The organism is Bradyrhizobium sp. 35 (assembly GCF_023073215.1).
GTDB lineage: Bacteria > Pseudomonadota > Alphaproteobacteria > Rhizobiales > Xanthobacteraceae > Bradyrhizobium > Bradyrhizobium canariense_D.
Window position 1 is genome coordinate 175,816 of sequence record NZ_JADPJC010000017.1, and the last position, 26,618, is coordinate 202,433.

Annotated in this window: 14 protein-coding genes and 1 pseudogene; 12 read left to right on the forward strand and 3 right to left on the reverse strand. The window is 64.2% G+C overall.

What is annotated here, in order from left to right; translation table 11 throughout:
* Positions 1-6: 6 nt before the first annotated feature.
* Both IVB36_RS03240 and metC read right to left on the reverse strand, forming a co-directional pair.
* Positions 7-1,698 (reverse strand): Na/Pi cotransporter family protein, encoded by a 1,692-nt coding sequence (locus tag IVB36_RS03240; RefSeq protein WP_018457786.1) that lies wholly within the window; start codon positions 1,696-1,698, stop codon positions 7-9.
* 133 nt (positions 1,699-1,831) lie between these two features.
* Positions 1,832-3,016, reverse strand: a complete 1,185-nt coding sequence (gene metC, locus IVB36_RS03245) for a cystathionine beta-lyase (protein WP_018457787.1) — start codon at positions 3,014-3,016, stop codon at positions 1,832-1,834.
* A 395-nt stretch (positions 3,017-3,411) separates the two neighbouring features.
* Here metC and IVB36_RS03250 point away from each other — a divergent pair, with 395 nt between their 5' ends.
* From IVB36_RS03250 to IVB36_RS03285, 8 genes and pseudogenes are all read left to right on the forward strand, one after another.
* A complete protein-coding gene (locus IVB36_RS03250; RefSeq protein WP_018457788.1) occupies positions 3,412-4,428 on the forward strand; it encodes an amino acid ABC transporter substrate-binding protein in 1,017 nt (338 codons plus the stop codon).
* Positions 4,429-4,453: 25 nt separating this feature from the next.
* Positions 4,454-5,659 (forward strand): ABC transporter permease subunit, encoded by a 1,206-nt coding sequence (locus IVB36_RS03255; RefSeq protein WP_085385247.1) that lies wholly within the window; start codon positions 4,454-4,456, stop codon positions 5,657-5,659.
* Entirely contained in the window at positions 5,656-7,176 is a 1,521-nt protein-coding gene (locus tag IVB36_RS03260; protein ID WP_018457790.1) for an amino acid ABC transporter permease, read from the forward strand. The genes IVB36_RS03255 and IVB36_RS03260 overlap by 4 nt, the downstream gene beginning before the upstream one ends.
* 11 nt (positions 7,177-7,187) lie before the next feature.
* A complete protein-coding gene (locus IVB36_RS03265) occupies positions 7,188-7,925 on the forward strand; it encodes an amino acid ABC transporter ATP-binding protein (protein ID WP_018457791.1) in 738 nt (245 codons plus the stop codon).
* A 100-nt stretch (positions 7,926-8,025) separates the two neighbouring features.
* A complete protein-coding gene (locus tag IVB36_RS03270) occupies positions 8,026-10,266 on the forward strand; it encodes a tetratricopeptide repeat protein (protein ID WP_247390594.1) in 2,241 nt (746 codons plus the stop codon).
* Between the two features lie 125 nt (positions 10,267-10,391).
* Positions 10,392-12,632 (forward strand): annotated as a pseudogene (locus IVB36_RS03275) (tetratricopeptide repeat protein).
* Between the two features lie 113 nt (positions 12,633-12,745).
* Positions 12,746-14,986, forward strand: coding sequence for a glycosyltransferase family 41 protein (locus IVB36_RS03280; RefSeq protein WP_247390596.1), 2,241 nt, complete (start codon positions 12,746-12,748; stop codon positions 14,984-14,986).
* Between the two features lie 135 nt (positions 14,987-15,121).
* Positions 15,122-15,655 (forward strand): DUF805 domain-containing protein, encoded by a 534-nt coding sequence (locus IVB36_RS03285; protein ID WP_018457795.1) that lies wholly within the window; start codon positions 15,122-15,124, stop codon positions 15,653-15,655.
* Positions 15,656-15,676: 21 nt separating this feature from the next.
* Here the strand turns inward: IVB36_RS03285 and IVB36_RS03290 are convergent, their stop codons facing one another.
* Positions 15,677-16,711 carry a cysteine synthase A gene (locus tag IVB36_RS03290; RefSeq protein WP_204511168.1) on the reverse strand — a complete coding sequence of 345 codons (1,035 nt, stop codon included), beginning with the start codon at positions 16,709-16,711 and terminating at the stop codon, positions 15,677-15,679.
* Between the two features lie 724 nt (positions 16,712-17,435).
* On the opposite strand from IVB36_RS03290, the gene IVB36_RS03295 reads away from it, so the two are divergent.
* From IVB36_RS03295 to IVB36_RS03310, 4 genes are read left to right on the forward strand one after another with little or no spacing between them, the layout of a single operon-like run.
* The gene (locus tag IVB36_RS03295) at positions 17,436-18,920 is read left to right on the forward strand and encodes an efflux transporter outer membrane subunit (protein WP_247390598.1); all 1,485 of its coding nucleotides are present in this window, start codon (positions 17,436-17,438) and stop codon (positions 18,918-18,920) included.
* A complete protein-coding gene (locus IVB36_RS03300; protein ID WP_247338011.1) occupies positions 18,910-20,319 on the forward strand; it encodes an efflux RND transporter periplasmic adaptor subunit in 1,410 nt (469 codons plus the stop codon). The genes IVB36_RS03295 and IVB36_RS03300 overlap by 11 nt, the downstream gene beginning before the upstream one ends.
* A gap of 36 nt (positions 20,320-20,355) precedes the next feature.
* A complete protein-coding gene (locus IVB36_RS03305; protein ID WP_018457799.1) occupies positions 20,356-23,505 on the forward strand; it encodes an efflux RND transporter permease subunit in 3,150 nt (1,049 codons plus the stop codon).
* The gene (locus tag IVB36_RS03310; RefSeq protein WP_018457800.1) at positions 23,505-26,609 is read left to right on the forward strand and encodes an efflux RND transporter permease subunit; all 3,105 of its coding nucleotides are present in this window, start codon (positions 23,505-23,507) and stop codon (positions 26,607-26,609) included. The genes IVB36_RS03305 and IVB36_RS03310 overlap by 1 nt, the downstream gene beginning before the upstream one ends.
* Positions 26,610-26,618: the final 9 nt, after the last annotated feature.

Consider the following 26,618-nt stretch of genomic DNA (forward strand, 5'->3'; position numbering starts at 1 on the left):
TCCAGGCTAGCGCGGCAACGCGGACGCCGCGCCCGGCGCGGGCAGGGCGGCGGTCTCCGCTTCGTGCCTGCGATGGGGCTCCCCGGCCGCGTCGAGCACGGGATAGGCGACCGAGCAGATATGCGAGTGGATGCGGCGCAGGTCCCGCAGCACGTCGAGATGCAGCGACGTGGTTTCGATTGTCTCGGGGCGGCCCTCGCGCAGGCGGTCGAGGTGGCGCTCGACGGCGGCAAGCTCGGTATTGCGCAGCGCAGTCTTCTCCACCAGCAGCTTGCGCGCCTCGTTGGCGTCGCCCGACATGAAGACGCCGAAGGCGATGCGCAGCGAATCCATCGTGCGCTTGTGGAAGGCGGCGAGCTCCTCGGCGCCCTCGGGCGAGAACTGGAAGCGACGCTTGATCTTCTTGGTCGCGAGCTCGCTCAGGCTCTTGTCGATGATATCGCCGATATGTTCCAGATTGATGGCGAAGGAGATGATCTCCATCGCGCGCCGGCCCTCGCTCTCGTCGAGGCTGCCGCGCATGAGTTTAGTCACGTAGAGCTTGATGGCTTCGTCGAGGCCGTCGACGATGTTGTCCATCTTCGAGACCTGGTCGACCAGCGCACGGTCGCCGCTCATCATCGCCGCCATCACCTTGCGCAGCATGATCTCGACGAGATCGCCCATGCGCAGGGTTTCGCGGCCGGCATCGGCCAGCGCCAGCGACGGCGACTCCAGCGCGGTTTCGTCGAGATAGCGCGGCCGGGCCGGATCGGCCTCCTGAACACGATCGGGCAGGAGCCGGGTCAACAGGCGCGACACGGTATCGAGCAGGCCGATGAAGATGATGGCCGTGCCGACGTTGAAGGCGATATGAAACGCCGCCGTCATCCTGGCGAGATCGGGCTGCCAGGCGTGCATGTGCTCGGCGATCGGGCCCAGGAAGGGCAGGACCAAGGCGATCCCGATCACGCGGTTGACGAGATTGCCCACCGGCAGGCGATAACTGGCGGGATCGTCACGCTTGGCGCCTTCGAATACGGGATTGATGGCGCTGCCGAGATTGGCGCCAAGCACCAGTGCGAGCGCCGCGTAAGGCGAGATGAACTGCGAATAGGCGAGCGACATGATCAGCAGCACGCTGGCGACGCTCGAATGCACCGCCCAGGTGACGAGCGCCGCGATCACGATGCACAGAACGGGATCGCCCGTGATGGAGGACATCACGATGCGGACGCCCGGCGCGTTCTCGGCCGGCGCCAGCGTGTCGAGCAGGATGTGCAGCGACAGCAGCATCAGCCCGAGGCCGATCAAGACACGGCCAACGTCCTTGATCCGTGAGCGTGGACCCACGCGGAAGGCGACCAGTCCGAGCACGAACAGGACCGGCGCGACGGCGGCGATGTTGAACGACAGCACCTGCACGATCAACGTCGTGCCGACATTGGCGCCGAGCATGATGGCGAGCGCGGTGACCAGGCTGAGCAAGCCCTCGGCTGCGAACGAACTCGTGAGCAGCGCGGTCGCGGTGCTGCTCTGGAGCAGGGCAGTAAGGCCGAGACCGGCGGCGAACGCGTTGAAGCGGTTACCAAGCGCCTTGCCGAGGAGCCGTCGCAAGTCCGGGCCAAAGGCGCGCAGAATCCCGCTGTGGACCATGTGCAGGCCCCACAGCAACAGCGCCACGCCGCCCATCAGATCGAGCAGTACCAACGTTCCCATGCTCCGTGTCCGGATTGGAGTCGATTGGTGAGGCTAGCGCCAAATGCTTGAGGTTCAAACCATTCGTTGGCGCGTCGGCGTTAACGTTTGCGGCTTCTGCACGTTCCCACGGCGTGATGCCTTGTGAGCAGGCTCACATTGCTGCCTTGAGGGCAGCGAAGCCGCGATCGAGGTCGGCCTTGAGGTCGTCGACGCTTTCGAGCCCGATATGCAGACGCAGCGTCGGGCCGCCCGGCGACCATGTCGTGGCGGTGCGATAGGCGTCGCAATCGAAGGGAATCGCCAAGCTCTCGAAGCCGCCCCAGGAAAAGCCCATGCCGAACAGTTTGAGCGTATCGAGCATGGTGTCGACCGCCTTCTGCGGCGCCGGCTTCAAGACGATGCTGAACAGGCCCGAAGCGCCGGTGAAGTCGCGCTTCCAGATCGCATGACCCGGATCGGTCTCGAGCCCCGGATGCAGCACGCGCGCGACCTCGGGACGGCTCGCAAGCCAGCGCGCCATGTCGAGCCCGGAGCGATGATGCTGCGCCAGCCGCACCGACAGCGTACGCAGGCCGCGCAGTGCCAGGAAGACGTCATCGGGACCGGCACAGACGCCGAGCAGGCGGATGCCTTCGGCGATCTGCGGCCATGCCCTGGCATTGGCCGAGATGGTGCCGAACATGATGTCGGAATGACCGCCGATATATTTGGTGGCGGCCTGCATGCTGATGTCGACGCCCTGTTCGAGCGAGCGGTGATAGAGCGGCGTCGCCCAGGTGTTGTCGTCGATGACGATCGCGCCGCGGGCATGCGCGACCTCGGCGATGGCGCGGATGTCTGGCATCTCGAACGACTGCGAGCCTGGCGCCTCGACCAGCACAGCGCTTGTGTTGGGCCTGAACAGCTTGTCGATGCCGGCGCCGATCATCGGATCGAAATAGGTGGTCTCGACGCCGTAGCGGGTGAGCATGCCGTTGCAGAAATTGCGCGAGGGCCGATAGACGTTATCGCAGACCAGGATGTGGTCGCCGGCCTTCAGCACCGAGAGCAGGGTGGTCGAGATCGCCGACAAACCCGACGGCACGATGCCGACGCCGGCGCATTGCGGCCCCTCTAGCGTCATCAGCGTCTCCTGGAACGCCTTGGTGGTGGGGGAACCATGGCGGCCATAGGTGAACTCGCCGCGATGGGCGTGCAGGTCCTCGGCGGTCGGATAGAGCACGGTCGAGCCGTGGAACACCGGAGGATTGACAAACCCCTTCTGCGCCTTGGTGTCGCGGCCGGAGGTGACCAGCCGGGTCTCGGCGTGCTGTTCGGAGGGGGGTGAGGAATCCATGCGTCTGCTTTCAAAAGCGCGTTTCCACCAGGCACGCTGCGCCCGCGGGCTGGCCGAAAGGCCGCTGTCGTTAATAACAGAACACAGAAGAGTCCCGTCAACCCCTTGACCCGGCAGGCCAGTCGTTCTGTTATCGCAGGTGCTATTCAGTCGCCGCATGTTGAGGGGCCTGCCGCGACCTTCGATCCATCGCCTGACCGGACCAAGCGCCACAGCCGTAACGGCGGGCGCCTGTCGGCGGGGATTAAGGCAGGGCCTCCCGGGATCGGCGGGTGATCGGCAAGGATTTCCAGCATGACTCTTGCGGGGCTGGTCTTGAGACGGCTAGCCCTGGCAGAGGCGATCGCAAAGACAACGTTCCTGACCTTGAGACGACTTTGAAAGGCCCAAAGCCCATGAAACGCGTAACCCTGGCTCTCTCTCTCGCTCTCGCCGCCGGCCTGACTGCCCAAGCCGCCGATGCGCAAACGCTCAAGACCGTCAAGGACCGCGGCATGCTGTCCTGCGGTGTCAGCCAGGGCCTGCCCGGCTTCTCCTCGCCGGACGACAAGGGCAACTGGACCGGGCTTGATGTCGACGTCTGCCGCGCGATCGCCGGGGCGATCTTCAACGATCCGACCAAGGTCAAATACGTGCCGCTCTCCGCCAAGGACCGTTTCACGGCGCTGCAATCCGGCGAAGTCGACGTGCTGTCGCGCAACACCACCTGGACCATCTCGCGCGACACCTCGCTCGGCGCCAACTTCACCGGCGTGACCTATTATGACGGGCAGGGCTTCATGGTGAAGAAGTCGCTCAAGGTGAACTCGGCGCTCGAGCTCAACAGCGCGTCGGTCTGCGTCCAGACCGGCACCACGACCGAGCAGAATCTCGCCGACTACTTCAAGGCCAACAACATGAAGTACGAGGTGATCGCGTTCGGCACCAACGACGAAACGGTCAAGGCCTACGAGGCCGGGCGCTGCGACGTCTTCACCACCGACCAGTCGGGCCTGTACGCCAACCGCCTGAAGCTTGCCAATCCCGGCGATCACATGGTGCTCCCGGAAATCATCTCGAAGGAGCCGCTCGGTCCGATGGTGCGCCACGGCGACGACCAATGGTTCGACATCGTGAAATGGACGCTGTTTGCCATGATCACCGCCGAAGAGCTCGGCGTGACCGCGAAAAACGTCGACGAAAAGGCGAAAGGGGAAAATCCTGAACTGAAGCGCGTTCTGGGTACCGATGGCAATTTCGGTGAACAGCTCGGCATAAGCAAGGATTGGGTGGTGCGCATCGTGAAGGCCGTCGGCAATTACGGCGAAGTGTTCGACCGCAATGTCGGCGCAGGCTCGCCGCTCGGTATCAATCGGGGTCTCAACAATCTCTGGAACAAGGGCGGTCTCCAATACGCCCCGCCGATCCGCTGATCCGGCCTGACCCGCGCTCGCGGCGATGAGCATCGAGGCTCGCAAACCCCCGCCCCAGATCGCGCTGAAGATCAGGCGGGTGCTGGGGGGCAAGACAGGCTGGAACGGCATCGCCGTCCAGTTTGCCTTCGCTGCGATCCTGGGCTGGATTGCCTATGAAATCGTCTCCAACGCCCGCGCCAACCTCGAGAACCAGCATATTGCCGCCGGCTTCGGCTTCCTCGCGAACAACGCCGGTTTCGACGTCAATCAGACGCTGATCTCGTATACCGGCTCGGACACGTTCCTGCGCGTATTCCTGGTCGGGCTCCTCAACACGCTCGTGGTCTCGGTGGTGGGCATTGTGTTCGCCACCTTGATCGGCTTCATCGTCGCGCTGTGCCGGCTGTCGCCCAACTGGCTGCTCGCGCGCATTGGCGAAATCTATGTCGAGATCATCCGCAACTTGCCGCTGCTATTCCAGATCCTGTTCTGGTACCTGGCGGTGCTCGCGGCCTTGCCCAATCCACGACAGAGCATTTCGCTGCTCGGCATAGCTTTCGTCAGCAATCGCGGTCTCGTCATTCCCCGCCCGATCGGCGAGAGCGGCTTCGAGGCCTTTCTTGTGGTGCTGGCGCTCGGCATTGTGGCTTCGGTGGCGTTGCGCATCCGTGCGCGCCGGGCGCTGTTCCAGCGGGGTCAGGTGATCCGGATCTGGCCCTATGTGCTGGGCCTGCTGTTCGGACTGCCGCTCGTCACCATGCTGGTAGCGGGTCTGCCCTTCAGCTTCGAGCTGCCGCAGCTCAAGGGTTTCAATTTCGCCGGTGGCTCGCGGATCATCCCGGAGTTCGTGGCGCTCACGTTGGCCTTGTCGACCTATACGGCCGCCTTCATTGCCGAGATCGTGCGCGCGGGCATCCTCTCCGTCCACAGCGGACAGATGGAGGCGGGATCGTCGCTGGGCCTGAGCCGCGGCACCACGCTCCGCCTGGTCGTCGTGCCGCAGGCGATGCGCGTCATCGTTCCGCCGCTGACCAACCAGTACCTCAATCTCACCAAGAATTCGTCGCTGGCCGTCGCGATCGGCTATCCCGACCTCGTCTCCGTGTTCGCCGGCACGTCGCTGAGCCAGACCGGGCAGGCCATCGAGATCATCGCCATGACGATGGGCGTGTATCTCCTGATCTCGCTGATCACCAGCGCCGTCATGAGCGTCTACGGTTGGCGCGTCAGCCGGAGTCTCGGCGCATGAGCGATATCACCTCGTCCAGTTTCGTTCGCCGGGATCTTCTGGATGAGCGTCCCGCGCCGGTGAAGACCACGGGCTTCGTCGGCCTGGTGCGGACGCGCCTGTTCAACTCGCCGACCAACATCCTGCTCACGATCGTCGGCGCCTTGCTGCTCTGGTTCACCATCATTCCTTCCGTCAAATTCCTGATGGTCGATGCAGTCTGGACCGGCAAGGATCGCACGGCCTGCCTCGCCGAGAACGCCGGCTTTACGGTCGGCGCCTGCTGGCCCTACATCCAGGCCAAGCTGCCGCAACTGATCTACGGCTTCTACCCCGAAGCCGAACGCTGGCGGGTCAACCTCACGCTCGTGTTGTCAGTAGTCCTGTTGGTGCCGTTGCTCATTCCGCGACTGCCGTCGAAAGGATTGAACGCTGGCCTGTTCTTCCTTGCGTTTCCGGTGGTCGCATTCTTTCTGCTGCATGGCGGCGGCATCAAGGGATTTGGCCTGAGCTGGACCGCTGACCTGCTGCAATTGTTCGACGACAGCATCATCGGCGCCGGGCAGGCTCTGCTCGGTCTCGGCAAGACCTCCTCTGCCGCACCGCTGTTGTGGGTCGTCGGCAATGTCATCGTGCTCGTGGGTACCGCGATCTACTGGCTGATCTTTCCGCTGACCTGGCTGCGTGACCAGTTGCAGGGGACAGGCCAGTCGGTCTGGGCCGATTTCGCCATCACTGCCGCGATCGTCTCACTGATCGCCTTCGTTCTCGGCGGCGGCCTCCGCACCGGGGGGCGGGCCCTCACATCCAGCATCGTCACCTTCGCCGCCATCGCAATCGTGATCAAGCTGATGGGGCTCGATCACGGCGGACTGCCGATCGTGCAGACGAACCTGTGGGGCGGACTTCTGGTGACGCTGGTGGTCTCCGTCACCGGCATCGTCACCTCGCTGCCGATCGGCATTGCGCTGGCGCTTGGCCGCCGCTCGACCATTCCGTTGATCCGGATCTTCTCGATCGCCTTCATCGAGTTCTGGCGCGGCGTGCCGCTGATCACCGTGCTGTTCTTTGCCACCTACATGCTGCCGCTGTTTCTGCCGGGCAATTTCACGGTCGATGGTCTCGTGCGTGCGCTGATTGGAATCTCTCTGTTCACGGGCGCCTATCAGGCGGAGAACGTCCGCGGCGGGCTGGCTGCGATCCCGCGCGGGCAGGGCGAGGCGGCCGCGGCATTGGGGCTGTCCTGGTGGAAGACGACCTCGCTGATCGTGCTGCCGCAGGCGCTGCGCCACGTCATTCCGAACCTCGTCAACAGCTTCATCTCGCTGTTCAAGGACACTTCGCTGGTCTCGATCGTGGCGCTGTTCGATCTCCTCGGCTCGCTTCGGGCGTCGTTCTCGGATCCGAAATGGTCGTCGCCATCGACCGCTTTCACCGGGTTCGCCTTCGCCGGGATCATCTACTTCATCTTCTGCTTTGGAATGTCACGCTACTCGCTCTTCGTCGAGCACCGCCTCAACGCTCACCGCCGCAACTGATCGAGGTCACCATGTCCGACCCCATCGTCAAGATTTCCGGCCTGAACAAATGGTACGGCGAGTTTCACGTGCTGCGCGACATCGACCTTACGGTCGAGAAGGGCGAGCGCATCGTGATCTGCGGCCCCTCCGGCTCGGGCAAGTCGACGCTGATCCGCTGTATCAACGCGCTCGAGGAGTTTCAGGAAGGCGAGATCGTCGTTGACGGCATCGAGCTCGGGCCGAACCTCAAGCACGTCGATGCGGTGCGGCGCGAAGTCGGCATGGTGTTCCAGAGCTTCAACCTGTTTCCGCACCTGTCCGTGCTGGACAATTGCACGCTGGCGCCGATCTGGGTGCGCAACATCCCCAAGAAGGACGCCGAGGCTGCGGCGATGAAGTTTCTGGAGCGGGTCAAGATCCCGCACCAGGCCAACAAGTTTCCGGGACAGATGTCCGGCGGTCAGCAGCAGCGCGTCGCGATCGCCCGCGCGCTGACGATGAACCCGAAGGTGATGCTGTTCGACGAGCCGACCTCGGCGCTCGACCCCGAAATGGTCAAGGAGGTGCTGGACACCATGGTCGACCTTGCCGAGGAGGGCATGACCATGCTGGTGGTCACCCACGAGATGGGCTTTGCCCGCGAGGTCGCCAACCGCGTGGTGTTCATGGACGCGGGCCAGATCATCGAAGCCAACACGCCCAACGAGTTCTTCGCGGCCCCACAGCACGCCCGAACAAAACTGTTCCTGAGCCAGATCCTGCGCTGAGCACCTGCAATCCGGTGGCGTCGCGGGTCTAACCGGCCCGCCAGCTTGGCACCATGCGAATCGGCCAAGCTCTTTTCGGGCCATCCTCCGGAGAGAGACTTTGCAGAGCAGCGCCGGCGCGCGCGCATTCCAGAACGCGCGATTGCAAAAGAAATTGAAGAAGCAGGCGGACGCACTCATGTCCGCCGCGGTTCAGGCACTCGGCCAGGGCAGATACGCGGAGGTCGAGACACTCTGCCGCCGGATTTTGACGGAGGTTCCGGATCATTTCGACGCCGCGCACTTGCTCGGTCTGCGCGCGTATGATGGCGGGCGGCTCGATGAGGCGCAACAACTGCTCGAGCGCGCGACCGTGCTCGATCCGCGTTCGCCCGATGCCCATGGTAATCTCGGGGCGGTGTATTTCACCCTCCAGAAGTTTCAGGAGGCTCGCGCATGCCAGGAGAAGGCCGTTGCGCTGAAGCCGAATTCTCCGATCGCCTTGACCAATCTCGGCAATACGCTGCTGCACATGGGCCTCGCCGAGCAGGCTATCGAGCTGCACGATCGCGCTATCAGGCTGAAGCCGGACTATGCCGATGCATTTTGCAATCGGGGCATGGCGGAGCTGATCGAAGGCCAGTCCCAGCGCGCCAAGGAGAGTTTCGATCGCGCCCTCGCGTTTCAACCGCGTCACGCGGAAGCGATCGCAGGCAGGGGCATGGTATGCATCGAGCTCCGGCACTACGAAGAGGCGGCCGCGGCGATCGCGGCAGGGCTCGCGATCAAGCCGGATTCGCCGAAGATTCTGGCGCAGCGCGGACGGCTCAATCTCGATCTGTTGCGGCTGGAGCAGGCGCTCGCGGACTTTGATGCGGCGCTGGCGCTTTCGCCGAGGCTCGAAGTGGCCTTGCAGGGAAAGGCGCAAGTCAACCTTGTCAAGGGCAACACGGCCGAGGCGATTGCGGCCGTCGAGACCTTGCTGGAGGAAAATCCGCGGTCCGACATCGGAATTGCGCTCCTGGCTTCCTGCTATGCGAGCCAGGGAGACATCGCGACGGCGCTCGAACATCTCGACGCCGGGCTGGCAATGACGCCTGATTATGCGGACTTGATCGGGCGCAAGATATTCTTCCTGGACTATCTCCCGGAGGCCGATTTTTCGGTTCAGCAGGCTGCGCGAAAGCAATGGTGGGACGCGATCGGCGCCAAATTGGCGCAAAGGGCGTTGGCGCCCCGCACGCTTGATCCGGACAAGCGGATTTTGATCGGATATGTCGCTTCCGAATTCAGGAACCACTCGGCAGCGTTCGCTCTGTTGCCGGTGCTGCGCCGTCATGATCACGCCGGGTTCGAGATCGTCTGCTATTCGTGCTCGCCGGTAAGAGATGAGATGACCGCCGCATTCAGGTCCTCGGCGGATGTCTGGGTCGACGCCTGGCAGATGTCGGATGACGAGTTGGCCGATCGCATCCAGGCCGACAAGGTCGATATCCTGATCGACGTGTCCGGGCACACGACCGGCAACAGGCTCCATGTCTTCGCCCGCAAGCCGGCCCCGATCCAAGTCTCCGGGTTTGGTCACGCCACGGGCACGGGCCTTCAGACCATGGACTACGTGCTCGCGGATCCCGTCTTCATTCCGCAATCGGCGCGCCATCTGCTGGCTGAAAAGGTCTACGACCTGCCGTGCCTGATCACGATCGATCCCATTTTGGATCTACCTGCATCGGAGCCGCCCATGCTCCGCAGCGGCCATGTCACCTTCGGCGTGTTCAACCGCATCTACAAGATCTCGGACGAGGCCGTCCGCGTGTGGTCGAAAGTGATGCGCGAGGTGACGGGTTCGAAGATCATCATCAAGCATACTCTGCTTGACGATCCCATGTTGCGCGACAATCTGGTCGCGCGGTTCGTGGCACGGGGCGTTGCCGAGGAGAATGTCACCTGCCTGGGCTCGTCGCCGCGCCCCGAGCACCTGCGGGCGTTTGCGAACGTCGACATATCGCTCGACACGTTCCCGCAAAATGGCGGCGTCAGCACCTGGGAATCGCTCTATGCCGGCGTTCCGGTCGTGGCCAAGCTTGGCAACGGCGCCTCGTCGCGTGCCGGTGGGTCGATCGTGGCTGCGGTCGGTCTCGACGACTGGGTCGCCGAGGACGACGAGGGCTATGCCGCGATCGCCTGCAAATATGCGGCGCAGCCGGCGTATCTGGCGAGGTTGCGCAGCGACCTGCCGGCCCGGATCGCAGCGTCTCCCGCCGGCAATGTCCAAATCTACACGCGGGAGCTCGAGGCGGGCTATCGCCAGTTCTGGCGCGACTATTGTGCCGCGGCTGTCGAAGGCAGCGAGGTTGCGTAGGGGACCGGCAGCGCCGGGCCGCTGAGCCCCGGGAAATCCCGGGGGTGTCACCGTGCCAGCTGACCGGCAGGTCGGGCTTGCGAATCAGTTAGACTCTGCCCCGGGCCATCTTCCGGAGAGACACCTTGCAGAGCAGCGGCGGCGCGCGCGCATTCCAGAACGCGCGATTGCAGAAGAAATTGATGAAGCAGGCGGACGCCGTCCTCTCCGCCGCGGCTACCGCCTATGGCCAGGGCCGATATGCTGAGACTGACGCACTCTGCCGGGAGATCCTTAAAGCGCTGCCCGATCATGTCGACGCTCTGCACCTGCTCGGCATGTGCGCGCATGACGGCCGGCGCCTGGAGGAGGCGCAACAGCTGCTCAAGCGCGTGATTGTGCTCGATCCGCGCCTGCACGATGCCCATAACAACCTCGCGACCGTGCATTTCGATCTCGGCAATTACGAAGAGGCGCGGCGGTGCCAGGAGAGGGCCATCGCGCTAAAGCCGAATTTTGCGGTCGCGCTGACCAACCTCGGCAACACGCTGATGCATCTGGGGCAGTACGAACAGGCGCTCGAGCTGCATGAGCGCGCCATCAAGATCAAGCCGGATTATGCCGACGCGTTCTGCAATCGCGGTATGGTCGAGATTGTGCTTGGACAGATCATGCGCGCCAAGGAAAGCTTCGACCGCGCCCTGCTGTTTCAGCCCCGTCACGCCGAGGCTATCGTCGGCAGCGGCATGGTCAGCATGGAGCTGCGGCACCACGACGAGGCGGCCGCCAAATTTGCCATGGCGCTGGCGATCAAGCCCGGCTCGCCGAGGATCGTGGCCCAACGCGGGCGGCTCAGTTACGAGTTGCAGCGCCTGGAGCCCGCGCTTGCGGATTTCGAGGCGGCGCTTGCGATCTCGCCCAAGCTCGAGCTGGCGCTACGCGGCAAGGCCCAGGCCTGCCTCGTCATGGGAAAGACCGCGCAGGCGATGGCAGCCGCAACGGCCCTGATCGAGCAAAATCCGCGCTCCGAGGTGGGGCTGGCGCTGATGGGCTTCTCTTATTCGAACCAGGGGGACATGGACGCAGCGATCGAGTATCTCGATCGCGCGCTGGCAGTCCGGCCGGACTATGGGGATGCGATCAGAGGAAAGATCTTCCTGGAGGACTACCGCGCCGAGGCCGATTTCGTGGTCCAGCAGGCGGTGCGAAAATCCTGGTGGGACTAGATCGGCTCCAAGCAGCCGCGAAGGGAGTTGCCGAAGCGGCCGCTGGACCCGGAAAAGCGGATCGTGGTCGGCTATGTCGCTGCCGAATTCCGGCAGCACTCCGCGGGGCTCACGCTGCTGCCAGTGCTGCGCCATCATGATCACACTAAATTTGAAATCATCTGCTACTACTCATGGCCGGGCGCGGACGAGTACACCGCCATGTTCAAATCATTGGCCGACGTCTGGGTCGATGCCTGGGGGCTTTCGGACGACGAACTCGCCGATCGTATCCAAGCCGACAATGTCGACATCCTGATCGACGTTTCGGGCCACACGACCGGTAACAGGCTGCAGTGTTTTGCGCGTAAGCCGGCCCCGATCCAGGCCACTGGCTTCGGACACGCGACGGGCACAGGCATGCCGATTATGGACTACGTGCTCGCGGATCCCATTTTCATTCCGCCGTCGGTTCGGAATCTGTTTGCCGAGAAAATCTACGATCTGCCGTGTCTGATCACCATGGAGCCTGTCTCGGATCTGGCGCCTTCGGAGCTGCCGATGCTCCGCAACGGCTACGTCACCTTCGGCGTGTTCAACCGCATCTACAAAATATCGGATGATGCGATCCGTGTGTGGTCGCGCATCATGCGGGAGCTGCCGGGATCGAAGATCGTCCTCAAGCATGGTCTGCTCGATGATCCCCTGCTGCGCGCTAGCCTGGTCGCGCGCTTCCTGGCGCAGGGCGTTACCGAGGAGAACATCACCTGCCTCGGCACCACCTCGCGCGACGACCATCTGGTGGCTTTCGCCCAGGTCGATATGTCCCTCGACACGTTCCCGCAAAATGGCGGCATCAGCACCTGGGAATCTCTCTACAAGGGCGTTCCCGTCGTGGCCAAGCTCGGCATCGGGGCCTCCTCGCGTGCCGGCGCCTCTATCGTGACTGCCGTCGGCCTCGGCGACTGGGTGGCCGAGGATGACGATGGTTATGTCGAGATCGCTCGCAGGTTTGCGTCGCAGCCCGATTATCTGGCGAAATTGCGCGCGGATTTGCCCGCCCGGATCGCGGCTTCGCCCGCCGGAAATGTCGAGACCTACACGCGGGAGCTCGAGGCGGGTTACCGAAAGTTCTGGCGCGACTATTGTGCCGCCGCCGCGGATAACGCTGACGTTGCGTAGGCGAGGCCCGGGTTGGGCACCGGCATCTTCCGGGGGATTGCCGGGCCGCCTAAACCGGCGGCTCTGGCCGCGAATCAGCTAGAATCGTCTCGGACATCCTCCGGAGAGAATCCTTGCAGAGCAGCGGCGCCGGCGCGCGCGCGTTCCAGAACGCGCGATTGCAGAAGAAATTGAAGAAGCAGGCGGACGCGATCATTTCGACCGCGAATGCGGCCTATGGCCAGGGCCGGTATGCGGAGACCGAGGCGCTCTGCCGCCAGATCCTGAATGAACTTCCGGAGCATTTCGGCGCCTTGCACCTGCTTGGCTTGGGCGCGTTCGCGAGCCGACACTTCGAGGCAGCGAAACAGGCCCTCAAACATGCCGTGACGGTCGACCCACGCTCGGCACAGGCTTTTTCCGATTTGGGAGCCACGCATTTCGCACTTGGGGAATATGAGGACGCGCGTACGTCCCTGGAGAGAGCCATCGCGTTGAAGCCCAGCTTACCGATGGCCTTGGCCAATCTCGGAAATACCTTGTTGCATCTAAACCGTGTCGAGCAGGCTATCGAAATGTACGATCGCGCGATCGGGCTGAAGCCCGATCATGCCGATGCGCTTTGCAATCGCGGCCTGGCAGAGCTCGCGCTGCGCCAGCTTGATCGCGCCAAACAGAGCTTCGAGCGCGCACTGTTGTTTCAGCCGCGAAACGTCGAGGCGCTCGTCGGCAAAGGTTTGGTCAATATCGAGCTCAAAAACTTCGACGAGGCCAAAGGCGCGCTGGAGGCGGCGCTCGCGATCAGGCCAGGCTCGGCGAAAATCCTGGCGAACCGTGGACGGCTCAATCTTGAGACGTCGAGGTTGGAACAGGCGGCGGCGGATTTCGACGCGGCCCTTGCGCTTGCGCCCAAGCTCGAGGTGGCCTTGCAGGGGAAGGCACAAGTCGCGCTCGCCATGGGAAACACGGCGCAAGCGATTTTAGCCTGCACCATGTTGCTGGAGGAATATCCAAGCTCAGCGATCGCGATGGCGCTGCTGAGCGCTTGTTTTGCAAATCAGGGAGAGATCGCGTCGGCGATCGAGCTTCTCGATGCGGCGCTGGCCATTGTGCCGGATGCATCCTTGATCGGCCGGAAGATCTTCTTCCTCGACTATCTCTCCGAGGCCGATTTCGCGGTTCAGCAGGCCGCACGAAAGCAGTGGTGGGACGCGATCGGCTCGAAGTTGCCGCGAAGGACTCTTGCCCCCCGGCAGCTTGATCCCGACAGGCGGATCGTGGTCGGCTATGTTGCTGCCGAGTTTTGGCATCACTCGGCGGCGTTCGCTCTGTTGCCGGTGCTGCGCCATCATGATCACGCCAGGTTTGAGATCGTCTGCTATTCGTGCTCGCCGGTAAGAGATGAGATGACCGCCGCATTTAGGTCCTCGGCGGATGTCTGGGTCGACGCCTGGCAGATGTCGGATGACGAGTTGGCCGATCGCATCCAGGCCGACAAGGTCGATATCCTGATCGACGTATCCGGGCACACGACCGGCAACAGGCTCCATGTCTTCGCCCGCAAGCCGGCCCCGATCCAAGTCTCCGGGTTTGGTCACGCCACGGGCACGGGCCTTCAGACCATGGACTACGTGCTCGCGGATCCGGTCTTCATTCCGCAATCGGCGCGCCATCTGCTGGCTGAAAAGGTCTACGACCTGCCGTGCCTGATCACGATCGATCCCATTTTGGATCTACCTGCATCGGAGCCGCCCATGCTCCGCAACGGCCATGTCACCTTCGGCGTGTTCAACCGCATCTACAAGATCTCAGACGAGGCCATCGGGGTGTGGTCGAAAGTGATGCGCGAGGTGACGGGTTCGAAGATCATCATCAAGCATACTCTGCTTGACGATCCCATGTTGCGCGACAATCTGGTCGCGCGGTTCGTGGCACAGGGCGTTGCCGAGGAGAATGTCACCTGCCTGGGCTCGTCGCCGCGCCCCGAGCACCTGCGGGCGTTTGCGAACGTCGACATATCGCTCGACACATTCCCGCAAAACGGCGGCGTCAGCACCTGGGAATCGCTCTATGCGGGCGTTCCGGTCGTGGCCAAGCTTGGCAACGGCGCCTCGTCGCGTGCCGGTGGTTCGATCGTGGCTGCGGTCGGTCTCGACGACTGGGTCGCCGAGGACGACGAGGGCTATGCCGCGATCGCCTGCAAATATGCGGCGCAGCCGGCGTATCTGGCGAGGTTGCGCAGCGACTTGCCGGCCCGGATCGCAGCGTCTCCCGCCGGCAATGTCGAAATCTACACGCGCAAGGTCGAAGCGGGCTATCGCCAGTTCTGGCGCGACTATTGTGCCGCGGCTGTCGAAGGCAGCGGGGGCGCCTGACCCTGCCGGTTGGGGCGTAGCCTCGAATTGCGCCGGCCACCTTAGTCCTCCGGAAACCATGCGGCGCTGCGCGACCGTGCCGGTTCATGGCTCCGAAAGCTATCTCTGGGCATGTGGCGCCAAAAGGGTGCGCCAATGCTCGGTTTCGTCTTCGGCTTGAACGCCCGGCTCGGGCGATTGCATTTCTTCCTCGCGACGGTCGCGCTTGCGATCGTGATGACGGCGATCTGCTTTGCAATCGCAATGGCCGTGCTGAACAACACCTCGCCCGGCGCGATCCGACCCGAAGACCTCACCAAGAGCTGGGCGATGATCGCCGCGATCGTGTTCTTCGGAGTTGCGACCCTCACGCTGCAATCGATGCGCATCCGCGACATCGGCTGGGATCCGGTCTGCGTGGTGCCTGCCTGGTTCGCGCTCATGATCGTCGACCATGTCGTCGCGGGCCGGTTTCCGGCCTGGGCGATCGGGGAGGAGCACCAGGCAACGGCGGTCGGCGCGCTCGTCAACCTCGCGCTGATGCTCGCGCTCATGTTCTGGCCGAGCGGCGACAGCGAGGGCTCCTACGGCGCTCCCCTCCCGCCGCGCACACGCGCGAACAAGCCTTCGCTATCGAACGAGCGCCTCGCGCGGGTGTCGCAGGGATCGTCTCGCTCGAACTGGAGCTAGACGGCCGGCTTCCGGAACGTTCTAGACGAACGGCAGCTTGATGTTGCTGCGCTTCTCCAGCCATTCAGGCACAGGAAGGCTCTTGGCGCGCATGAAGTCCGCATTGAACAGCTTCGACTGGTAACGGCTGCCGGAATCGCAAAGCACGGTGACGATCGTCTTGCCGGGCCCGAGCTGTTTTGCGAGACGCATCGCGCCGGCAACGTTGATGCCGGTCGAGCCGCCGAGGCACAGGCCTTCGTGCTGGAGCAGTTCGTAGATCACCGTGACTGCTTCCGCATCGGGAATGAGATAGGCGTCATCGACCTTTGCGCTCTCGACGATTGCGGTCGCCCGGTTGAGGCCGATGCCCTCGGTGATCGAGCCGCCCGGCGTCGCCTTGGCATCGCCCGTTCTGAAATATTCATACATGCCGGCGCCGTGCGGGTCGGCGCAGGCGATCCTGACGTCCTTGCTCTTCTCTTTCAGGAAGCGGCTGGTGCCGGCCAGCGTGCCGCCGCTGCCGACGGAGCAGACGAAGCCGTCGATCTTGCCGCCGGTCTGCTCCCAGATCTCGGGACCTGTGGACTCGTAATGCGCCTTCGCATTGTCGAGGTTGTTCCACTGGTCGGCGAACAGCACGCCGTTCGGCTCCGTCTTGCGCAGCTCGTCGGCAAGACGGCGGCCGACATGCTGGTAATTGTTCGGATTGGAATAGGGCAGGGCCGGCGATTCCAGCAGCTCGGCGCCGCACAGCTTCAGAAAATCCTTCTTCTCCTGGCTCTGCGTCTCCGGGATCACGATCAGCGTGCGGTAGCCGCGGGCGCTGGCCACGACCGCAAGACCGATGCCGGTATTGCCGGCGGTCGATTCCACGACGAGACCGCCGGGCTTGAGCTGGCCGCGCTTCTCGGCCTCGAGGATCATCCATTTGCCGGCGCGATCCTTCACCGACTGGCCGGGATTCATGAATTCGGCCTTGCCCAGGATGGTGCAGCCGGTCAGTTCGGAAGCGCGCTTGAGCTTGATCAGCGGGGTGTTGCCGATGGCTTCGACAACGTCGTTTTTGATGGTCATGTCAGGGGAAATCACTGGCAAGGGGTTGATTAGGTTGGCCAGAACCTAGTGCTTGAAATGCCAAAGGGGAAGGCTTTTGCGCTGCGGCGAAACCCGCGAAAATCCCCGTAAGCAGTGAAAATTTGGAAGGAGAGATCGCCGCTGCTGCTGTGCTACGCCGCGGGATATCGGTAGGAGGATGTGGCCGGCTTCTGCCAAAACATGGAAGATAAGGGTCGTCGCCAGCGCACCCTCCATTGGATGTCAGCCGTCGCCGTCGAAGAGTGCGGATAGTACGCGGGAGGCGGTCAAGATATCGGCACGACGAACGCTTATTCGTTTTCCGATAATGGACAACCTCGCGAAAGTGGCCAGGCCCGGTTTCGCGGCCGGACTGAAGCCGCATCGCGAGCGGTGCAGGCGGATTGGAGGGGGTTGGCGTCGGTGTGGCGGCAGTATCACATGAAATCTTGGTAAGCTCGAACGCACTCAGGAACGGCCCTGAAATTCAAGAAACACCTGCAGGACAGCACCCTTTTGTATTTTCTCAGCTCTAAGATCGTCGCGCTTTGGGGGGCACATCGCAACTGCGGGACTGTCCCGCGGTTCCGCGTCCGGCTAGTATGAGGCGCACAATTTCGCCGAAAGCATCACTTGTGAACGAGTTGTCCAAAGCCCCCCGACGACCGCGCTGCGAATCGGCTAATCCGGCCGCGCGGCGGCGGTTCGATCTGCCCGGCGGGGGGTGGATGTGACACAACGTGTTCCGGCGATCGCCGTGCGGCGGTCACCAGGCGCGACGTCCCGGACGCGACGTGCGGCGCGCTGGCTTGCGGTCGCTTGCCTCGCCGCCGGTTCGGGCGCCTGCGTGCTGACGCAGGATCTTCCTGATCCCGCGCTCGACGTTCCCACGCAATACAAATATGCCGGGAAGGCCGATGCGCCGCCGTCGCTGGATTGGTGGCGCAGCTTCCGCTCCGCGGAGCTGACACAGCTGATGGAAGAGGCGCACACCGTCAACCTCGACATCGCCGCCGCCGTTTCGCGCATCGTCGAGGCCGACGCTCAGGCGCGGCAGGCGGGTGCGGCGCTGCTGCCGAGCCTGTCCGGCACCGGGCAGGAGGCCTATTCGCGCACCTCCGGTTCCTCCGCCTCGGGGCTAACCAATGGCGGCCGTGAGGTCGTCAACTACCAGGCTTCGCTGAGCGCGAGCTACCAGCTCGATTTCTGGGGCCAAAATCGCGACGCCCTGCAAACGGCGGAAGAGACGGCAAATGCCAACCGCTTCGATCGCGACGTCGTTGCGCTGACCACGCTTGCAGGCGTCGCTAACGCCTATTTCCAGGTGCTGGCCTCGCAGGATCGCATCAGGACCTCACAGCGCAACATCGCGAGCGCGCAACGCATCCTCGATGCCGTCAGGGAACGGCGCAAGGCCGGCACCGGCACCGACCTCGACGTCGCCGAGCAGGAGAGCGTGCTCGCAAACCAGAAGGCACTGGTGCCGCCGCTGCGCCAGACGCTCGACCAGAACGTCAATGCGCTTGCAGTCCTGGTGTCGCGGCCGCCGGAGAGCGTGCGCGTGCTCGGCGGCTCGCTGAACCGGATCGCGATTCCGCGCGTGACGCCGGGACTGCCGTCGGAGCTCCTGACGCAACGGCCCGACATCCGCAGGCAGGAGGCCCAGCTCGCCTCCGCGACAGCGAACGTCGGCAATGCCCGCGCGCAGTTCTTTCCGACCATCCAGCTCACCGGCAATGGCGGCTATCAAAGCTCGGCCCTGGTCTCGCTGTTCCAGCCGCATGCGGCGTTCTTCCAGCTCGTCGGCAGCGCGACGCAGCCGATCTTCGACGGTGGCAAGATCCTCGGCAATTTCGAATTTGCCAAGGCGCGGCAGGACGAATTGCTCCAGACTTACCGCAAGACCATCATCCAGTCCTTTGCCGATGTCGACAACGCGCTGTTTTCGATCAAGCAGACCACGATCAGGCTGCAATTGCAGCGTGACGTCCTCAACGCCTCCCGCCGCGCATTCGATCTCTCCGAGCAGCAGTTGCGCGCGGGCACGGCCGACATCGTCACCGTGCTCAATACGCAACTGACCCTGTTCCAGGCGGAAGACGCGCTGTCGCAGGCGCAACTTGCCCGCCTTCTTGCTATCGTCAGCCTGTATCAGGCGCTCGGCGGCGGCTGGGAGCCGAGGATGGAGAAACCGGTCAATGCTCTTTAAGCCGGATACCAAGCAAGGCGTGAAGGAGGGAACGGCGAAGAAGTCGCGCGGGCGCGGCTTCGTCATGACCCTGATCACGCTGGCGATCCTCGGCGGGCTCGGCTACTACGGCTGGACCACCTGGCACCAGCAGCCGCAGCAGGCGAACGGCCGCAATCAACGGCCGGATCTGCCGGTGCCGGTGCTGGCGGCGACGCCCCGCATCCAGGACGTTCCCGTCTATCTCGACGGCGTCGGTGCGATCCGCGCGCTCAACACCGTGACCGTCCGCTCGCAGGTCGACGGCAAGCTGATCGCGGTCAATTTCACCGAGGGACAGGACGTCAAGAAAGGCGACGTGGTCGGCGAGATCGACCCGGCGCTCTATCAGGCGACGTACGATCAGGCGGTCGCCAAGAAGGCGCAGGACCAGGCCCAGCTCGCCAACCAGCGTATCGACCTCACGCGCTACGAGCAGCTCGCCGCGTCCAACGCCGGATCCAAGCAGCAGGCCGACACCCAGCGCGCGCTGGTCGCGCAGACCGAGGCGCTGGTCAAGGCCGATCAGGCCGCGATCGACAATGCGGCGGCGACGCTGAGCTACACCAAGATCGTGGCGCCGATCTCGGGCCGCGCCGGCCTGCGCCAGGTCGATCAAGGCAACATCATCCACGCCTCCGACACCACCGGCCTCGTGGTGATCACGCAATTGCAGCCGATCGCGGTGTGGTTCAGCTTGCCCCAGCAGCAGATCATGCGGGTCAATGCCGCCGCGTCGAAGGGCGCGCTCGCGGTCGACGTGTTCGGCAATGATGGCCTCACAGTGATCGACACCGGAAAGCTCACCGGCATCGACAACCAGGTCGACCAGACCACCGGCACGCTCAGGCTCAAGGCCGAATTCCCCAACGCCAATTACCAGCTCTGGCCGGGCCAGTTCGTCAATGTCCGCCTCAAGGTCGAGACCCTGACCCAGGCACTGGTGGTGCCGACCTCGGCCGTGCAGCGCGGACCGATCGGCACCTTCAGCTATGTCATCGGCGAGGATAACATCGTCTCGGCCAAGCCGGTGACGGTGACGCAGCAGAACGAGCATGACGCCGTCATCGCCAGTGGCCTGTCGGCGACCGACAAGGTCGTCACGACGGGCTTTGCCAATCTGTCCGACGGCTCCAAGGTGGTCATCGGGCGCGACGATCAGACCCCGTCGGCCGATCTCGCGCCGCGCAAGCGCTCGCGCGGGCCGGATGGTCAAAAGAAGGACGGCGCAAAAGACGGCCAGAAGGACGGACAAGACAAGGACGGCGAGTTCCGCGCCAAGCGCAAGAGCAGCGAAGGCGACCAGAAGGGCCAGACCGGACCGGCACCAGGGCCTCCGTCAAGTCCGGGTGCATCGGGAAGTGGAGCTAAGCAGCCATGATCCCGACAACAGCCGCCTGAGCGGCAGGCGCATCCCATGGGCGTCTCCGAACCCTTCATCCGCCGTCCGATCGCGACCTCATTGCTCGGCATCGCGCTTCTGATTGGCGGGCTGCTCGGCTATTTCGCGCTGCCGGTGTCCGCGCTGCCGCAGGTCGATTTCCCGACCGTGCAGGTGACGACGCAATTGCCCGGCGCGAGCCCCGACGTGATCGCCTCGCTGATCACCGCGCCCTTGGAGCGGCAGCTCGGCCAGATCCCGTCGCTGTCGGCGATGAACTCGACGAGCTCGTTCGGCGTCAGCCAGATCTCGCTGCAGTTCGATCTCAACCGCGACATCGACGGTGCCACCCAGGACGTCCAGGCTGCGATCAACGCGGCGGCCGGCGTGCTGCCCAAGACGCTGCCTTATCCGCCGACCTACGCCAAGGTGAACCCGGCCGATGCGCCGGTGATGACGTTGGCGCTGCGCTCCGACACAATCTCGTTGCGGGCGATGAGCGACATCGCCGATACGCTTCTGGCGCAGCGGCTGAGCCAGATTTCCGGCGTCGGGCGCGTCTCTGTGCTCGGCGGACTGAAGCCAGCCGTCCGCATCCAGGCGGATCTCGCGCGGCTCGCCGCCTATGGCATAGCCATGGAAGACCTGCGCACCGCGATCGCCAGTGCCAACGTCTCCGGGCCGAAAGGCTCGCTCGACGGCGCGCAGCAATCCTACATCATCGCCGCCAACGACCAGATCGCCGCCGCCGACGCCTACAAGCCTGTCATCATCGCCTACCGCAACGGCTCGCCGGTCACGATCGCCGACGTCGCCCAGATCGTCGATGGGCTCGAGAACGACCGCACCGGCGGCTGGTACCAGGGCTCGCCCGCCGTCATCATCGACATCCAGCGTCAGCCCGGCGCCAATGTGATCGACGTCGTCAGCCAGATCCGGGCGGAAATCCCAAAGGTCCAGCGCGCTATTCCGGCCGGCGTGAACCTCACCATCGTCTCCGACCGCACCGTCACCATCCGTGCCTCGGTGCGCGACGTGCAGTTCACGCTGATCCTCAGCGTCGTGCTGGTGACGCTGGTGGTGCTGCTGTTCCTGCGTTCGCTACGCGCCACGCTGATCGCCGGCGTGGCGCTGCCGCTGTCGCTGATCACGAGCTTCGGCATCATGTATTTTGCCGGCTTCAGCCTCGACAATCTGTCGCTGATGGCGCTCACCATCGGCACCGGCTTCGTCGTGGACGACGCCATCGTGATGATCGAGAACATCGTCCGCCACATGGAAAACGGCGACAGCGCGATGGAGGCCTCGCTGAAGGGCGCCAGCGAGATCGGCTTCACCGTGATTTCGCTGACGGTATCGCTGATTGCGGTGTTCATCCCGCTGTTGTTCATGTCGGGCCTTGTGGGCCGCATGTTCCGCGAATTCGCGCTGACCCTGACGATCGCGGTCGTGACCTCCGCCGTGGTGTCGCTGACGCTGACGCCGATGATGTGCTCGCGCCTGCTGAAGCATGCCCATGAAGAGCTGGCAGTGCCGGGTCTTGCCGCGGTCAGCCGCTTCATCGACCGCACCGTCGGGTTCTATCACCGCACGCTGCTCTGGGTGCTGGAGCGCCAGCGCGCGACACTGGTCGTGACTTTCGCCACGCTGATCGCGACCCTGGCGCTCTATGTCGTCGCGCCAAAGGGCTTCCTGCCGCTGCAGGACACCGCCTCGATCACGGCGGTGACCGAAGCCGGTCCCGACGTCTCGTTTGCGGAGATGCAGAAGCGGCAGGCCGAGGCGGCCGACGCCATCAAGGCCGATCCCGATGTGACCGGCGTGGTCTCGGTGATCGGTGCAGGCTCGGTCAATCCGACCACCAATGTCGGCCGTCTTGTCATGACGCTGAAACCTCGCGGCGAGCGGCGCGACGATGTCAGCGTCGTCATCACCCGCCTGAAGGGGCGGGTGGCCGCCATCCCCGGCATGACCGTCTATTTCCAGCCGGTGCAGGACGTGCAGATCTCGACCCAGTCGAGCCGTTCGCAATACCAGTACACGCTGACCGGCACCGACGCCGCTTTGGTGTCGGAATGGGCGCGCAAGCTGGTTGCCGAAATGCGGCGCGATCCGCTGTTCCGCGACGTCTCCTCGGAAGCGCAGGAAGGCGGTCTGCGGGCGCAGCTCACGGTCGACCGCACCCGCGCCGGCCAGCTCGGCGTCAGCCTTCAGGGCATCACCGACACGCTCAACGACGCCTTCGCGCAGCGCCAGATCTCGACCATCTACGGCCAGGCCAACCAGTACCGCGTGGTGCTGGAAGCGCTGCCGATGTACCAGCGCGATCCCTCGATCCTGTCGAAGCTTTATCTGCCGGGCGCGGCGAGCGCGACCGCCGGTGCGCCCAACGCGCAGGTGCCGCTCTCCGCCGTGGCGACGCTGACGCGCACCACCGCGCCGCTCGCGATTTCGCACCAGGCGCAATTCCCGTCGATCTCGCTCAGCTTCAACCTCGCGCCGGGCGCGGCGCTTGGCGATGCCGTCGAGGCCGTGAAGACCATCGAGACCCGGATCGAGATGCCCAACAGCATCGTCGGCGTCTATGCCGGCGACGCCGCCGAATTCGCCAAGGCACTCGCCGGCCAGCCCTGGCTGCTGCTGGCCGCGGTGATCACGATCTATATCGTGCTCGGCGTGCTCTACGAGAGCTACATCCATCCGATCACGATCCTCTCGACGCTGCCGTCCGCCGGCGTCGGCGCGATCCTGGCGCTGATGCTGTGCGGGCAGGATCTCTCGGTGATCGGGCTGATCGGCATCATCCTGTTGATGGGCATCGTCAAGAAGAACGCGATCATGATGATCGACTTCGCGCTCGAGGCCGAGCGCGGGCAGGGGATGTCGCCGAACGAGGCGATCGTACAGGCTTGTCTGCTGCGCTTCCGTCCGATCATGATGACGACGCTGGCCGCCCTGTTCGGTGCGCTGCCGCTGGCGATCGAGAGCGGCACCGGCGCCGAGCTGCGCTTCCCACTCGGCATCTCCATTATCGGCGGCCTGCTGCTCAGCCAATTGCTCACGCTCTACACCACGCCGGTGATCTATCTCGCCCTCGACCGCATCAACCGCCGCCTCGAGCAGGCGCTGCCGCCGGCCGAATCCGGCGGTCCGCCCGTCGCGGGCGCGACCGAGGGGATGCAGTGATGGCATCGATCTCGGAGCCCTTCATCCGCCGCCCGGTCGCGACCACGCTGCTGTCGATCGGGTTGTTCCTGCTGGGTATCGTGGCTTACGAGTTCCTCCCCGTTGCCTCGGTTCCGAACATCGATTTTCCCGCCATCTTCGTCTCGGCCAGCCGTCCTGGCGCCGACCCGTCCGTCATGGCGGCGACGGTTGCCTCGCCGCTGGAGCGGCGGCTCGGCGAGATCGCGGGCATCAGCCAGATCACCTCGACTTCGTCACTCGGCACGACCAGCATCCAGCTCCAGTTCGACATCGGCCGCAACGTCGACAAAGCCGCCCGCGACGTGCAGGCGGCAATCAATGCGTCGCTGGTCGACCTGCCGAGCGATTTGCCGACGCTGCCGCGCTTCCGCAAGGCGAACACCGCAGGCGCGCCGGTCTTCGTGCTGGCGCTGACCTCGAAGACGCTGTCCGCCAGCGCGGTCTACGACGTCGCCGACACCGTGCTGGCGCAGCGCATCTCGCAGGTGCCGGGGGTGGGCAATGTGACGATCTCGGGTGCCGACCAGCCGGCGGTCAGGATTCAGCTCAATCCTGTCGCGTTGTCCAATGCCGGCATCGCCACCGACGACGTGCGAACTGCGATTATCAACGCCAACCCGCTCGGTCCGGTCGGCATCTTCAACGGCGAGCGCCAGAGCGAGACGCTGTCGCTCAACAAGCAGATGCGGACGGCGAAAGAGTTCCGCGACATCGTCATCAAGAGCGCGAAGGGCAATTTCGTCCGGCTCTCCGATGTTGCCGACATCGAGGACTCCGTCCGTAACGCCCGTTCCATCGCCTGGTTCAACAAGCAGCCGGCTGTGCTGATCCAGATCACCAAGCAGGGCGATGCCAACGTCATCGATACCGTCGACCGGGTGAAGGCGCTGATCCCCGCGCTGAAGCAGTGGATCCCGGCCGGGGTCGATATCTCCACCTTGGTCGACCGCACCAGTACGATCCGCGCCAGCGTGCTCGACATGCAGTGGACCTTGCTCGCGACTGCCATTCTCGTGATGGTCGTCGTGTTCGTATTCCTGCGACGGCTCACGCCGACGATCGCAGCCGGAATCTCGGTGCCGCTGGCGCTGGCCGGAACCTGCGCCGGCATGTGGGTCGCGGGCTTCTCGATCGACAATCTTTCGCTCATGGCGCTGGCGATCTCCGTTGGCTTCGTGGTCGACGACGCCATCGTCATGATCGAGAACATGTACCGCAATCTCGAGCACGGCATGCGCCCGCTCCAGGCGGCATTGGACGGCGCCCGGCAGATCGGCTTCACCGTCGTGTCGATCAGCCTGTCGCTGATCGCGGCCTTCACGCCGCTGATCTTCATGGATGGCGTCGTCGGCCGGCTGCTGCGCGAGTTCTCCCTGACATTGACCTTCGCCATCCTGGTCTCGACCCTGGTGTCGCTGACGGTGACGCCGATGATCTGCGCCCATTACATCCGCCAGACCACGTCTGGCACGGCGACCCTGTTCGACCGGATCATCGAGGGCTCGCTGTCGCGCATCGTCGCGTTCTACACCCGCACCTTGCGCACCGTGCTGGAATATCCGCTGCTGACGCTGCTGGTGTTCTTCGCCACCATCGGCCTAACAATTACGCTCTACATCAAGATCCCTAAGGGCTATTTCCCGACCGACGATTCCGGCTTCGTCATCGGGGCGACGCGCGCCTCGGCCGACATCTCGTTCCAGTCGATGCTGAGCCTGCAGCAGCGGCTCGCCGACATCGTGATGCAGGATCCGGCAGTGGCCGGCATCGGCTCCACCGTCGGCAGCGGCGGCGGACCGGGCGGCGCGACCTCCAATCGCGGCACCATGTTCATCAGCCTGAAGCCGCCGGAGGAGCGCGACCACGTCTCGACCCAGGTGGTGATCGACCGTCTCAGGCGGGCGTTATACCCGGTGCCCGGCATCCGCCTGTTCATGTTCGCCGCCCAGGACGTGCGCGCCGGCGGACGGCAGAGCGATTCCGACTACCAATACACGCTGACCAGCACCGACCTCGGCCTGTTGCAAAAGTGGGCGCCGATCGTGGCCAAGCGCATGGAGAGCGTCGAAGGCATCACCGACATCTCCAGCGACCGCGATCCCGGCGGGCTTCAATTGACCTTGTCGATCGACCGCCAGAAGGCCTCCGCACTCGGCGTCCGCGTCCAGGATATCGACAACGCGCTCAACAACGCGTTCTCGCAGCGGCAGATCGGGATCATCTACACCCAGCGCAACCAGTACATGACCGTGCTGGAGATCGACCCGAAATTCCAGGTCGACCCCTCCAACCTCGATCGCATCTATGTCGCCGGCGCGGGCGACGCGCAGGTGCCGCTGTCGGCCGTGGTGCATGCGACGCGCGGGCTCGCCGCGCTCGCGGTCTATCATTCGCAGTCGTTCCCATCGACCACGGTGTCGTTCAACCTGTTGCCGGATGTGCAGATCCAGGCCGCAACGCAGAACATCCAGCGCGCGGTCGAGGAGCTGCACATGCCGGAAGGCATTCGCGGCAGTTTTGATGGCAATGCTGGCGATTTCGCCAAGACCAGCGGCCGCCAGCCGCTCCTGATCCTCGGCGCGCTGGTGGCGATGTATATCGTGCTCGGCGTGCTCTACGAGAGCCTCGCCCATCCGCTCACGATCATCTCGACGCTACCCTCGGCGGGACTTGGCGCGCTGCTGGCCTTGCAGCTCACCAACACGCCACTGACCGTGATCGCCTTCGTTGGCATCATCCTGTTGATCGGCATCGTCAAGAAGAATGGCATCATGATGGTGGATTTCGCGCTCGATGCCGAGCGCCAGCGCGGCCTGTCGTCGGCGGAGGCGATCTTCGAGGCCTGCCAGGCGCGCTTCCGGCCGATCCTGATGACGACGATGGCGGCGCTGTTCGCCGGCATTCCGCTGGTGGTCGCGACCGGGCCCGGCACGGAACTCCGCCGTCCGCTCGGCATCACCATCATCGGCGGGCTGTTCGTCTCGCAGATCCTGACGCTCTACACCACGCCCGTGATCTACCTGCTGGTCGACCGCCTGCGCCGCCGCTCCGAACCGCGCCCGCTGGCCGCGCCGGCGGAATAGGCGGGTTGT